The organism is Brachybacterium sp. UNK5269 (genome assembly GCF_049266655.1).
Lineage (GTDB): Bacteria > Actinomycetota > Actinomycetes > Actinomycetales > Dermabacteraceae > Brachybacterium.
The window spans coordinates 3,250,310-3,262,943 of record NZ_CP184883.1 but is presented as its reverse complement, the minus strand read 5'-3'; the positions used below and the strand labels follow the sequence as shown (position 1 = coordinate 3,262,943).

Sequence of the window (12,634 nt, the reverse complement as noted above, 5' to 3'; positions counted from 1 at the left end):
GGTCCCTCAGATCGCGAGCGCCACCCGGGCCCCTTCCCAGATCGCGGAGACGGCGTTGCGGGTGAGCTTCGCGTCGCCGATCCGGTGGGTCTCGGTGACCAGCGCCTCCGCCCCCTCGAGCACCCGGCGGGTGCGTACGCCGGTGGCCAGCACGATCTTCGAGCAGCCCGTGATCTGCAGCTCCTCCCCGTCGCGCTCCACGATCGCGCCGTCGGCGGTGAACTCCTTGACCTTCGTCTCGGTCATCACCTGGATCGTCAGGGCCTTCATCCGCCGCAGGAGGGAATCGCGCACCGTCAGGTACATCTCGGGGGCGATCGTGGGCAGCATGTCCACCAGCACCACCTCCTCGCAGTAGTCGGTGGCGTACTCGGCGGTCTCCACGCCGGTCTCCCTGGCGCCGACCACCAGGATCTTTCCGGCCACCGGCTCGCCCAGCAGCACGTCCACGGCCTGGGTGACGTGCGGCCCGTCGCTGCCGGGGATCGGCGGGGTGACCGGCTCGGAACCGGTGGCGATGATGAGCACGTCGGGATCGACCTCACGGATCAGCTCCTCGGTCACGCTGACCCCCCACTCCTGCCTCACCCCGGTCTGGTCCAGTTTGTGCAGCCAGTGACGGATGGGGCGGGTGAGCTCCTGCTTGAACGGCGGGAAGGCGGCGATGCGCAGCTGGCCGCCGGCCGTGTTGCGCGGCCCCGCGTCGTACAGGGTCACCTCGTGGCCTCGCGCGGCGGCGACGTGCGCGGCCTCCAGCCCGCCCGGACCGGCCCCGACGATCATCACCCGCTTCGGGGTCTCGACCGGCACCGGCCGCATCTCGGCACGGTTGTTGGAGAAGGGGTTGAACATGCACGAGACGCCGAAGTCGCCCTCGTCCAGCGTGCTGGGATCGTTGAAGCTCATGCACCGCTGCGTGCAGGAGATGCAGGGCACGATGTCCAGCAGCGTCCCGTCCCGCATCTTGTTCGGGAAGGCGGGATCGGCGATCGAGGGTCGCCCCAGCGCCACGAAGTCCGCGTAGCCGTTCTTCAGTGCCATCTCCACCAGGTGTGGCTCGTTGATGCGGCCGACGGCGATCACCGGCACGCTCACGGCCTCGCGCACGCGCTTGGCGCCATCGAGGTTCCATCCTCGCGCCCAGTCCGGCGGGGGCACGATGGTGTCCCAGGAGCCGTAGGAGCCGGCCGAGACGTGGATCGCGTCGTAGCCGTAGTCCTCCAGCAGCATCGCCTGCATCAGGGTGGAGTTCTGGTCGGGCCCGCCGATCCGGTCCTCGGTCATGGAGATCCGCACGATGACGGGGTAGTCCGCTCCGCACTTCGCGGCGATGTCCTCGCGCACGAGCTGCAGGAAGTGGGTGCGCCCGTGGATGTCGCCGCCGAACTCGTCGATCCGCTTGTTGGAGCGGGGGAGAGGAACTGGCCGCCCATGTAGCCGTGGGCGGCGTGCACCTCGATGAGCGAGAACCCGGCGCGCTGGGCACGGGCGGCGGCGTCGCCGTAGTCGGAGATCAGCTCGTAGACCTCCTGGGTGCTCAGCTCGCGGGGGGTCTCGCGGTTCACGGGGCAGGGCACGGCGCTGGCGGAGACGGGCTGCTCCCCGGCCATCGCGGCGACGGTCTCGCGGCCGGCATGGTGGAGCTGGATCGCCGAGGCGGCACCGCCGGCGTTGATCCGCCGGGCCAGGCGGCTGAGGCCCGGCAGGGCGGTGTCGTCCCAGATGTTCGGTTCGTGCGGCATGCCCACCCCGCACCGCTGCACGGCGGCGATCTCCACGATCACCAGTCCGAAGCCGCCGTCGGCGCGGGCCCCGTAGTAATCCAGGGCGTACTGGCCCACGGAACCGTCGCTCTCGAGCATCCCGGAGTCCATGGCCGGGACGACGGTGCGGTTCCGCAGCTCCACGCTGCCGATCGCGAGCGGGCTGAAGGTGTGGGGGAACCGAACGGGTTCCGAGGTGGTCCGCAGGGCGCGGAGGGTGGCGGTCACGGCGTGCTCCTTCCGAGGACCCGAGGACCTCGGCCATCAGAGCAACTGGCCGACGACCCCGGCGGGGTGCACGACCTGTGCAGTCCCGATGGCGCCGACGAGAGGTCAAGCCCCTGTTGCCCACGCCATACTGTGAGGTTAGGCGGAGGATCGAGACGGTCCGGGGCGGAAGGTCCCGGTGGCACCCGGTGGGCGGTCGCGGCCGCCCGCGGCTGCGGTGGTCGCCGGGGTGGCTGCTCGCCGACGGATCACCCCTGCGCGGGGCCGCGCGGCACGCGCGAGGGCCCCCCGAATTCTGTGTCCACCGCGGAGGCGTAGAGCACCGAGTCCGGCGCCCGGTCCGCGAGGGCGCCGAAGCCGGCGACCCGCAGCAGCTGGTCATCGAGGCTCACCAGCTCGGCGCGCTGCAGGGGCCAGGGCTGATGCTGATTGCGGCAGAACAGGGTGCGGCCCAGGTGGCGCTGATGGAACGCCCACCGCGCCGTGAGCGCGACCGCGATGGCATCCTCCGGGTCGCCGGCCCGGCCCGCGAGCGGCTCGAGGGGGCGCACCGTGATCCGGGAGCGGGCAGCAGGTCGCCCGATCCGGCGGGTCCGATAGGTCAGCGCGCCGCCGTCCTCGCCGCCGCGGATCGACATCGCGGCCCACTGGTAGCGCAGGCCGAAGACGGCGCGGGCGAACAGCACCGGCAGCAGGTGCGAGGCCTCGAGGCTGAGGAACACTACGCCGCGGCGGCCGAGGGCATCGATCGAGTACAGGCGCACATTGACCTCGGGGAAATCGCCCAGCCACGGGATCCGCGGACCGCCGAGGAACGCCGTGTTCGACATCTGGAAGGCGATCAGCCCCACCCAGGCGCTGCCGTCGACGAGATCCGGGCGGCAGCCCGGCGGCATGTGCGGGGCCACCAGGGCGGGGTCGACGCGCCAGTGCAGGAAGGACACCTCGCTCCAGCGCTGGCGCATGATGGCGCGCCCGCCCAGCGGCGGCGGCTGCGCGGAGATCTCGTCAGCAGCCATCGGCGCGTCCCGACGCACGATCTGCGGGGCGGCGCGGCGTCGCTGCCGGGCGGGGGCCGACGGCGGGGCCGGCCGGGCGCGGAAGGAGTGAGCTCACCGCCGGATCATAAGCGGCCATCGACGCGGGAGGCGCGCAGCGGCGCGGAGAGGCCGGGCCGCACCGGTCTCGACACGGCCGACAGACGCCGAGGACGATGATCCCGACCGCGCACCGCCACCCGTCCCGCGCCCGAGGAGGCCATGATGAGCGAGCCCGTCCCCTTCGAGGTCTACGACGAGGGCCTCTACCTCCACGGCACCAGGGCCGTGCTGCGCCCGGGGGACCTGCTCACGCCGCGGCAGCCCTCGAACCACTCGGGCCACGCCCCGCTGCGGCACGTCTACCTCACCCGGACCCTGGCCGCCGCGGCCTGGGGCGCGCAGCTCGCCCGCGGCGAGGCCCCGCCCCGGATCTACGTGGTGGAGCCGACAGGGGAGCTCGAGGACGACCCCAACCTCACCGATCTGCGGTTCCCGGGCAACCCCACCCGCTCGTACCGCACCCCGGAGCCGGTCCGGGTGCTCCGCGAGCTGGAGGACTGGCCCCGCCACTCGCCGCAGAGCGTGCGGGCGATGCAGGACGCGCTCGCCGAGCTGCAGCGGACGGGACAGGACACGATCATCGACTGACCCGCTCAGGCGCGGAAGACGACCTCGCCGTCCTTGATCGTGGCCAGCACCTCGATCTCCCGCAGGTCCTGCGGCGCGGTGGCGAGCGGATCGGCCGACGACCAACGTTGTTAAAGTTATCGGCCGACACGACCGTCGATCACTTTATCGGCGGTTCCGACCGGACAGTAGAGGCGTACTCGACGAGCGAGTGGCCTGACGTCGACCCGAGCTGAGCTAAGGAGCGGCTCGGCCGCTCCATGGTTCGTCCGGACCGCGGTGCCGCTGGCCGAATCAGTCCCGGACACCGGATGCACGACACCCATCAGGGCGTCGACACGGGGTCGGGCGCTCAGGCCCGGAAGACGACCTCGCCGTCCTTGATCGTGGCCAGCACCTCGATCTCCCGCAGGTCCTGCGGCGCGGTGGCGAGCGGATCGGCCGAGAGGATCACCAGGTCCGCGCGCATCCCCTCGCGGAGCTGCCCCTTGGAGTCCTCCTCGCCGTACTGGTAGGCGGCCTCGCAGGTGACGGCGCGCAGCGCCTCCCAGGTGGAGATCCGCTCCTCGAGGCCGACGGGCCGCCCGGTGCGGCTGATCCGGTTCACCGCCGCCCAGAGGCTCAGCAGCATGTCCGGGGGAGTGACCGGGGTGTCCTGGTGCAGGGTCACCCGCACCCCGCGGTCCAGCGCGGAACGGGCGGGGGAGATCCGCCGCCCCCTCACCGGCCCGAAGTTCCGCAGGTGCACGTCGCCCCAGAACCAGGTGTGCACGGAGAAGATCGAGGCGATCATCCCGAGCCTCGCCATCCGCTCCAGCTGATCGTCGCGCACCGTCTGGGCGTGGATCATGACTGGCCGAGCCTCGAGCAGCGCCGGCAGCTCCGCGCCCACGCGCTCGGCGGTGTCCACCCACAGCTGCGCGGCGGCGTCGCCGTTGCAGTGCACGATCAGCTGTCGTCCCTGCTGCGCGACGGAGCGGGTGAAGGCCTCGACCTCTTCGGGGGTGTGGATCGGGTAGGCGCAGCCCGGTTCCTCATCACCCGGGATCGGGGCGTAGGGCTCGCTCATCCAGGCCGAGCGCGCCTGCGGGGAGCCGTCGAGGATCATCTTGTACCCGCCGAGGCGCAGCCCGCCCACGTAGTCGCCGGCGAACTCCGGGTGCTCGTCGACGACGCTGGTGCCGCTCTGGACCACGGGGTAGACCACCACGTCCAGGCCCAGCGCCCCGGCGCGGGAGGCCTCGATCAGGCCGATGATGGTGGCGGGATCGGCGGCGCCCTCCTGCGCGGTGGTGATGCCGTGGCGCAGGTAGTCCGCCGCGGCGAGCTCCGCGGCCTGGACCGGGTCGGTGAGGCCGGTGGGCAGCAGGCCGCCCCCGCCGCCGGGGGAGAGCATCGGCATGAAGGCCGCCATCGCGGGATGCTCCTCGACGTACCCGTCGGGGGTGCCGTCGGGGAAGCGCCCGAACCGGCCGCCCTCCGGGTCCGGGATCTGCGCGCTCAGGCCCGCGCCGTCGACCAGGAAGGAGTTCCCGACCGCGACGTGCAGGCTGCGGTGCAGGGCGAAGACGGGCAGCTGCGTGGTGACGGCGTCGAGGTCCGCGCGGGTGGGGTGGCGACCCTCGGCCAGCAGCTGCGGGTCGTACTTGGCACCGATCAGCGGGGAGCGGTCGTCGTGATCGCGCAGGGCGAGGCGGTCGCGGAAGGCGGAGATGATCTCGGCGATGCTGCGGGCGTGCTCGAGGTCGACCAGGGAGGCGAGCATGCCGTGCTGGAGGAGGTGGCCGTGGGAGTCGATGAAAGAGGGCATCAGGGTGCGGCCGTCGAGGTCCACCGTCTCGGCCTCCGCCGAGGCGGCGGCGCGCACCTGGTCGAGGGGGCCGACGGCGGCGATGCGGCCCTCGCGCACCAGCACCGCCTCCGGGGCGTCGTCCTGGTCGACCATGGTGAGGATGCGGCCGGAATGGTAGAGCGTCTCCACGGTGAGGTGTCCTTCGGTCGGAGAGTCGGCGGGGGTCGCGCCGGCAGGTCAGGCGGTGGTCGTCGGGGCGGACTGGGTGGCGGATGTGGAGTCCTCGGCGGTGGTGCCCTGCAGGGTCCAGGTGCGCCGGCCGAAGCTGCGGGTCACCAGCATGATGACGAAGTAGCCGGCGGTCAGCGCCGCCATCACGCCGAGGGCCGGCATCAGCCCCAGCTCGCCGGCGAAGGCCGCGGAGATGGTCAGCATGGCCGGGATGTACAGCAGCTCGGGCAGGTTCATCAGCCCCATCTCCGCCATGGTGGTGGTGCGCATGCGCGGGTCCAGGATCCGCACCAGCGCGAGCCCGGTGGGGGTGGTGCCGGTCAGGGTGCCGTACATGCCCATGGTGCGCTCGAAGTCGTGGTCGCTGCCGTAGCGCTGACCGATGAGGAAGCACAGCACCACGGTGATGATGATGACCACCACGGCCGTCACCGCGATCGGCACGGCCCAGGCGGCGACCACGGCGGCCTGGACGGCCATGAACGAGGCGACCACTACGAAGTCCGTGGTGAAGCCGGTGATCTTGGCCTGCAGCTGCCGGTCCAGCAGGTGCTCGACCCGAATGCGGCGCATCACCCAGCGCACGACATAGGCGGCGATCAGGCCGTTCATGAACATCATGCCGCTGATGGTGTCGCCCACGAAGCCGGGCAGGTGCCCGAAGATCCACGCCAGGCCGTGGGCGAGCACGTAGGAGACGCCCATCAGGGCGAAGTGGACGGTGAGGGTGTCGATGCTGCCGGAGAAGGTGGTCTCCGTGCCCATCGACTCCGTCTCCTCCTCATCGCGGAAGTAGCCCTTCCCCACGGAATCGGAGATCCCCATCGAATGGGTGGCGAGGCCCTTGCTCATGCCCCACTTGGCGAGCGGTACGCCCACTAGGAACGCGGCGGCGAAGCCCGCGGAGGCGAAGGCGAGCCCCACGTCCACCGCATCCGTCCAGCCCTGCTGCTCGAAGATACCGGCGAAGGTGACCGCCTGCCCCGGTCCCTGCGCGAAGGCGAACGGCACCATGAACCCGTAGATCGGGTCCATCCCGCCCGCGCTGCCGGTGGCGGAGACGACGCCGACCCCCACCAGCGCCTGGATAGAGAACACCAGCGTCCACGTCAGCCCCATCGCCCAGGCGCCGCGCAGCAGCACCCGCTGGGTACGGCCGCCGTCGTCCTTGGTGCTCGGAGGCGGCGGGGTCAGCCCGATCGAGATGAAGGACAGCGTGAACAGCTGCGCCGTCAGCATCGTGAACAGCTGATGGTCGACGCCTTCGAAGACGCCTGAGAGGCCCACGTTCATCGCGATCGCCCCGAGGAACCCGGCAATCACGAACGCCGGGACCATGTTGGTGCGGAACGCCGGGATCCAGCGCCGCAGCGCCATGCCGATGAGGCAGAAGATCCCGATGAGGGAGAGGCCGAAGAGTGCGGGCACGGGGAGCTCCTCGTCGCGGTCCCGTCGGCACGCAATCTGCTGCGACGTGCGGAACGCATCATGGTCGATGTTGGTCGGGAGAATATCGCGTCGCGTCGGAGCCAAAACGCTTGGGACGCTCCATGAGAGCGCACAGTTTGGTAACAGTGCGAATTGTGCGTTGGCGCCGACCGTCGCCCTCCGCTTCGCTCGGAGGAGTCCGGTGATTGAAGCCGTTTAACCAGGATCAATAGGGTACTGTCCCACCAGAGAATCGGCGACATGGGATGGAGCGGGAGCGGTCCATGAGCGAAGGAGCGAACGCGGCGAAGGGTCCGCCACCGATCACTGCCTCCAATCGCTCCAACCCAGAGGGTGACGGTGACAGGTCCCAGCAGGTCGCGAAGGCGGCCCGGCGGGGGAGGTCGCGGCGCACCCGGCGCAATCGCCTGCTGCAGGCCGGGGTGCTCGTCGGGGTCCTGGCCATCTGGTGGGCCATCGCCGCGCTGAAGCTGGTGGACCCCCTCTACCTGCCGGGGCCGGGTTCGGTGCTGAGCTCCTTCATCGACGCGAACCGCTGCCGCGAGGTGGATGGGACCACCGGGCGCACGGTGTGCGGCGTCCAGAACTACTACCTGTGGGAGCACCTGCTCGCCTCTTTGCAGCGCATCGGCGTCGGGGTCGCCCTCGCGGCGGTCGCCGGCATCGCTCTCGGGTTCCTGATGAGCATGTGGGAGCCGGCGAACACGGCGCTGGCCCCGTACCTGAACTTCCTGCGGGCGCTGCCGCCGCTGGGCTACATCGGCCTGATCATCGTGTGGGTCGGGATCGGGGACCTCTCGAAGTACCTGCTGCTGTTCCTCGCCGCCTTCCCGCCGATCGTCATCGCGACCATCGACGGCGTCCGCGGGGTGCGGGAGGACTACCTCGCCGCCGCCCGCAGCATGGGCGCCGGCCCGCCCCAGGTGGCGCGCTTCGTGGTGCTGCCGGGCGCGACCGCCTCGATCTTCTCCGGGGTGCGCCTCGCGGTCGGCTTCGCCTGGACCACGGTGGTCGCCGCCGAGCTCAACAACGGCATCCCCGGCATCGGCGGCCTCGCCTACATCTCCGGCACCCAGCTGAACACGTCGCTCACCATCGCCTGCATCATCGTCATCGGTCTGGTCGCCGTCACGCTCGACGGCTGCATCCGCTGGCTCGGTGACCGACTGGTGCCCTGGCACGGAAAGGTCTGACCGCCATGAGCACCTCCTCGACCCCGCGCCCGCGCCGCGTCCGGCTCCTCGCCGCCTCCCTCGGCGTGGTCCTGCTGCTGAGCGGATGCGTCCAGTCCGGGCGCACCAGCCACCCCGACAACTTCGAGGGCGAGATCTCCTGCCCCGTCGACCCCGACCCCGACATCACCACGTCGGCCCGCCTCGCCTGGCAGGCCATCCCCAACGGCGACCTGGTGATCAAGGACCTGGAGCTGCTCGAGGCCTGCATGCCCTCGGCATCGATCAGCTGGGTCAAGATGAACTCCGGCGGCGACGTCATCCAGGCCTTCGGCTCCGAATCCGTGGACATCGCCCAGGTGGGCTCGAGTCCCGCCGTGAAATCCACCTCCCCGCCGCTGTCGAAGGACATCAAGGTGCTGTGGATCAGCGACGTGATCGGCGACGCCGAGTCCCTCATCGCGAAGGACCCGGCCGCCGAGGAACTCGCGGATCTCGAGGGGAAGACCATCGCCGTGCCCTTCGGCTCCACCGCCCACTACTCGCTGCTCACAGCCCTCGACGAGGCCGGACTGAGCGGCGAGGTAGGGGTCATCAACCTCGCCCCCGACGCCATCCTCGCCGCCTGGCAGCGGGACGAGATCGACGCCGCCTGGATCTGGGAGCCGACCCTGACTCAGCTCCTGGAATCCGGTCACCCGATCCTCTCCAGCAAGGACAGCGCGGAGATGGGGGCGCCCACCTTCGACCTGGTCGCCGGGACGGATGCCTTCGTCACCGAGAACCCCGAGTTCATGGCGATGTGGACTGCCGTGCAGGCCGAAGGGACGCGACTGCTGCGGGACGAGCCCGAGGTGGCGTCGGTCTCGATCGCCGTCCAGCTCGGCATCACCCCGCAGGAGGCGGAGAACCTGCTGACCGGCTACATCTACCCGACGCTGGAGGAGCAGGCCGGGCCGGACTACTTCGGGGGCGGGCTCGCCGACGCCTTCCGCGGCACCGCGGAGTTCCTGGAGGCCCAGCAGGAGATCGACGCGCTCGCCGAGGACGCCGTGTACCAGGAAATGCCCTACGCCGACGCGATCGAGGAGGCCGCCCAGTGACCGACCACGCCGACCCGAGCCCCGTCGTCTCGCTCGAGGGTGTCTCCCAGCGCTACATCACCGACTCCGGGGACGTCGTCCACGCGCTCGCCGAAACCGACCTGCAGATCCCCGAGGGCCAGTTCGTGTGCGTCGTGGGTCCCTCGGGATGCGGGAAGACGACCCTGTTGAAGATCATCGCGGGCTTCCTCGACCCGACCGGCGGCACCGCACGTTACCGGGGCGAACAAATTACGAAGCCAGGGGCAGAGCGGGGCGTCGTATTCCAGCAGCCGAACCTGTATCCGTGGTACTCCGTCCGTGACAACGTGGCACTCGGCATGAGAATGCATGGCGTAGGAACGAAGGAGAGATCTGCAAAGGCGCAAAGGTATCTAGAGCTGGTCGGCCTTGCAGACTTCGGAGACGCCAAACCATACGAACTTTCGGGTGGCATGCAGCAGCGCGCGCAGATTGCTCGCGTGCTCGCCAACGAGACCAGTGTGATCCTTATGGACGAACCCTTCGGGGCCCTAGACGCCATCACTCGGGCCAGGTTGCAAGCGGATCTGTTGCATATCCAACGAGCAGAGAACCGCACGGTTTTCTTCATCACCCACGACGTTGATGAGGCGGTGTTCCTTGGCGATAGGGTTGTCGTAATGAGTTCACGGCCCGGACGGGTGGTGCTCGACCAAGACGTAGAGCTTTCCGCAAAAGCCGGACGAATGCTCGGCGAGGAAATGCGTCGCTTACCAGATTTCATCGAACTGCGCGAGCGGATCGCCGCCGCAATTGAACATTAGGTCGCACTGCCGACGCCCGCCCACGCGAAACAACGACGCACAGAGAAAGTACTCCATTTGAACTTCGTCTGCATGTTACCTAAGGTCGGGGCCGGACGCGAGAAACATGTTCTCGGTGCTAAGAATATTTGAGGCGCTCTATACAGAAAAGGTGCAATGCCGCGAACAGGACCAACTCTTGGTTCAGAGCAACGTTCGGGTGGTCGTTAACAAGCTCTCGCCTACGTGAGAGAGAGGTTATTTCGGCAGAGACTCCCTAAATGTGTCCGCCATTTCGGAGCGAGCAACCGGTCGGTGGAGGCAAAGCGTAGCAACTGTCGAAGCAGCCGGGTGATTAAGCAAAGGAGATGGAAACGATTTTCGAAAGGACCGTTGATATCATTCCCAGAACGCACCGAAGCGATATCATAGATGACCTGCGTTTACTTAAGGTAGTTGCTCACGCGTCACCAGGCGCTTGACGATAGCCGGCCAAGCGGTGATCTCGGCGAACCGCCGGATACTGGGAAATCAAGCAGGATGCAAGCATGCGTAAAGACTAAGGCCGCTTAGAAGGGAGTCGTTAAAGATACCTGGGTAAATATGTAGTTAGCCAAATGTATGACCGACGAGACGTTTCGAAGTGTTTAAAATATAGGAGTCGACAGATGCGGAAGTTACAATTTGTGCCGTTCAGGGCCCCATATTCAGACTTCGTGATTCTGGCCCCCGACCGCGAGTACGCCAGGTCACTGCTAATCGGATTGGGCGCGCACCCCGTAGATCGAGAAGGATTCACGCTTTACACATGGAATTCGCGGCTCGGGGAGACTTTTATTCAAGGTCTCGGAGTGGTTGATGGAAAATTCCTTGTGGGCCCTCATCGTCTTCATTCAGAACCAGGGAGACTGGGAGCTGGAACGTATTCTATCGTCCAAGTAGAATACAATCAGGCCCGCGTACGGACAGACCCGTTCGGTATGAGTCCAATCTACTATTCAAGCGGCCTCGTCACAAATCGCCTCCACATTGCAGCCCTTATCGAGAAGAAAATTAATGAAGCAAACGCTCTTACATCACTATACAACGAGGGCGGTTTCGCGTTCAACCTCAATACGTTTGCGACGCCGGTTGAGGGAGTACGGTTGCTCCCAGTTTCACATGATGTAGTTGTCAGCCCAGGGAGCATCGCCATACAGCAGGTACTGGATTTAGGCGGTTCGGAACGACTGTCGCCGGATGAATACTGGGATCTAATCGACCGTGGCGCAAGAGAGATTATTGAGAACGTAACTGCAATCGTTGACCACGGCCTTCCCGTCTTTTCTGATATAACCGGGGGTCGGGACAGTCGACTGGTTTTCGGCGCCCTCGTGGCGGCGGGAAGGCAGCGCGACGTCATTTTTAACACGATCGCTAACCCGACTACACCGGGCCTTGAAGCTGACTTGGAAATCGGAACGGGATTGGTCAAGCGCTATGGTGGAAGCTACGCTCGCCCGTCGGAAGTAGTGGGATACAGTAATTTTAGTGTCGAGCAGCATCTAGCCCGTAGGCGTAGCCAAGTCTTTGGAACTTATCACTGGATCGTCCCATCCGATGTACGCCCGCTGTCTGTACTCACGAGCAACATGTCAATCAGGCTACTTGGGGGAGGTGGGGAGTGTTACGACGATCGTTTTCGAGACATGGTTTTCACCACTGTAGATATTCGGGATAAGTACACCCAAGATCGTGTCCGCGGAATGCTCGATCATCACCAGGGAAAGGGCGCCACGCGTCAATTTTATGACCTGTACGTTGATGATCTCTTGGAAACTTTTAACCACCTGCCGGGAAGCACCGTCACGGATCGCATCAATGCGCACTACTTAAATTTTCGCAACAGGTTTCATTTTGGTCCGAAACAGTCATCGCCTGAATCGATGTCAGGGATAAACCCGGCGATGTCGATCAACCTTATTAGGGCCGCCCGCGGACTTCCCGCGCATGAGCGCTCGACAGGGCGAGTCGTCTTCGATACAATTCGTGCAATGGACGAAGAGCTTGCGTTTCTTCCCTTCGATTCTCCTTCGGACGCGCGGATAATAGAATCTCCATATTTTCGGCCCTCGCGATTCCGTTTCGGCGATCTCGATCTTGAGCCAGCACGGGACATTGTGCTCGGCGACACGAGACCTAAGCTCGCACAGCAAGCCATAAAGCCGATCGTCGAAGTGCCAGACTTCACTTCCGTCCTTGATAACGAGATTTCACAGTCGATTGATACTATCCGGTCCGGCAACTCGCCGTTTAAGGCGCTGATGAATGAAGGCATGGATGACCATATTGTGTGGGCGAAAACGTTTAGTCCAGTACAGCGCGCCGCCTTGGCCTCAAAAGTGCGTTCATTTGCAGATTTCAGTCAGACCATAGAATGACGCGGCGCGAAAGTGGCGACTCGGTTTCACCTCGAGTCCAATAGC

The 12,634-nt window shown here is 66.7% G+C and carries 9 protein-coding genes and 1 pseudogene; 5 read left to right on the top strand and 5 right to left on the bottom strand.

The features are described from left to right. Positions 1-6 precede the first annotated feature (6 nt). The 3 genes and pseudogenes from ACOJUI_RS15140 to ACOJUI_RS15130 all read right to left on the bottom strand — a co-directional run bounded on the left by ACOJUI_RS15140 (position 7) and on the right by ACOJUI_RS15130 (position 3,010). The gene (locus tag ACOJUI_RS15140; protein ID WP_422117681.1) at positions 7-783 is read right to left on the bottom strand and encodes an NAD(P)/FAD-dependent oxidoreductase; all 777 of its coding nucleotides are present in this window, start codon (positions 781-783) and stop codon (positions 7-9) included. Between the two features lie 228 nt (positions 784-1,011). Next, positions 1,012-1,874 (bottom strand): annotated as a pseudogene (locus ACOJUI_RS15135) (NADH:flavin oxidoreductase); the annotation flags it as partial. Positions 1,875-2,239: 365 nt separating this feature from the next. Then, positions 2,240-3,010 (bottom strand): YqjF family protein, encoded by a 771-nt coding sequence (locus ACOJUI_RS15130; RefSeq protein ID WP_422115759.1) that lies wholly within the window; start codon positions 3,008-3,010, stop codon positions 2,240-2,242. Between the two features lie 243 nt (positions 3,011-3,253). Here ACOJUI_RS15130 and arr point away from each other — a divergent pair, with 243 nt between their 5' ends. Further along, positions 3,254-3,679, top strand: coding sequence for an NAD(+)--rifampin ADP-ribosyltransferase (arr, locus tag ACOJUI_RS15125; protein ID WP_422115758.1), 426 nt, complete (start codon positions 3,254-3,256; stop codon positions 3,677-3,679). 331 nt (positions 3,680-4,010) lie between these two features. Here the strand turns inward: arr and ACOJUI_RS15120 are convergent, their stop codons facing one another. Beyond that, positions 4,011-5,639, bottom strand: a complete 1,629-nt coding sequence (locus ACOJUI_RS15120) for an amidohydrolase (RefSeq protein ID WP_422115757.1) — start codon at positions 5,637-5,639, stop codon at positions 4,011-4,013. 48 nt (positions 5,640-5,687) lie between these two features. Further along, the gene (locus tag ACOJUI_RS15115; protein ID WP_422115756.1) at positions 5,688-7,109 is read right to left on the bottom strand and encodes a sodium/glutamate symporter; all 1,422 of its coding nucleotides are present in this window, start codon (positions 7,107-7,109) and stop codon (positions 5,688-5,690) included. Between the two features lie 284 nt (positions 7,110-7,393). On the opposite strand from ACOJUI_RS15115, the gene ACOJUI_RS15110 reads away from it, so the two are divergent. From ACOJUI_RS15110 to ACOJUI_RS15095, 4 genes are all read left to right on the top strand, one after another. Next, positions 7,394-8,323, top strand: coding sequence for an ABC transporter permease (locus ACOJUI_RS15110; protein WP_422115755.1), 930 nt, complete (start codon positions 7,394-7,396; stop codon positions 8,321-8,323). Between the two features lie 5 nt (positions 8,324-8,328). Beyond that, a complete protein-coding gene (locus ACOJUI_RS15105) occupies positions 8,329-9,405 on the top strand; it encodes an ABC transporter substrate-binding protein (protein ID WP_422115754.1) in 1,077 nt (358 codons plus the stop codon). After that, positions 9,402-10,190, top strand: coding sequence for an ABC transporter ATP-binding protein (locus ACOJUI_RS15100; RefSeq protein WP_422115753.1), 789 nt, complete (start codon positions 9,402-9,404; stop codon positions 10,188-10,190). The genes ACOJUI_RS15105 and ACOJUI_RS15100 overlap by 4 nt, the downstream gene beginning before the upstream one ends. A 959-nt stretch (positions 10,191-11,149) precedes the next feature. Beyond that, positions 11,150-12,589, top strand: a complete 1,440-nt coding sequence (locus ACOJUI_RS15095) for a hypothetical protein (RefSeq protein ID WP_422115752.1) — start codon at positions 11,150-11,152, stop codon at positions 12,587-12,589. The last annotated feature ends 45 nt before the right edge of the window (positions 12,590-12,634 follow it).

What these genes read in the sequence shown, in the direction of transcription:
- ACOJUI_RS15140 (WP_422117681.1), bottom strand. Translation starts at nt 783, where the DNA reads ATGATCGTCGGGGCCGGTCCGGGCGGGCTGGAGGCCGCGCACGTCGCC.
- ACOJUI_RS15130 (WP_422115759.1), bottom strand. Translation starts at nt 3,010, where the DNA reads ATGGCTGCTGACGAGATCTCCGCGCAGCCGCCGCCGCTGGGCGGGCGC.
- arr (WP_422115758.1), top strand. Translation starts at nt 3,254, where the DNA reads ATGAGCGAGCCCGTCCCCTTCGAGGTCTACGACGAGGGCCTCTACCTC.
- ACOJUI_RS15110 (WP_422115755.1), top strand. Translation starts at nt 7,394, where the DNA reads ATGAGCGAAGGAGCGAACGCGGCGAAGGGTCCGCCACCGATCACTGCC.
- ACOJUI_RS15105 (WP_422115754.1), top strand. Translation starts at nt 8,329, where the DNA reads ATGAGCACCTCCTCGACCCCGCGCCCGCGCCGCGTCCGGCTCCTCGCC.
- ACOJUI_RS15095 (WP_422115752.1), top strand. Translation starts at nt 11,150, where the DNA reads ATGAGTCCAATCTACTATTCAAGCGGCCTCGTCACAAATCGCCTCCAC.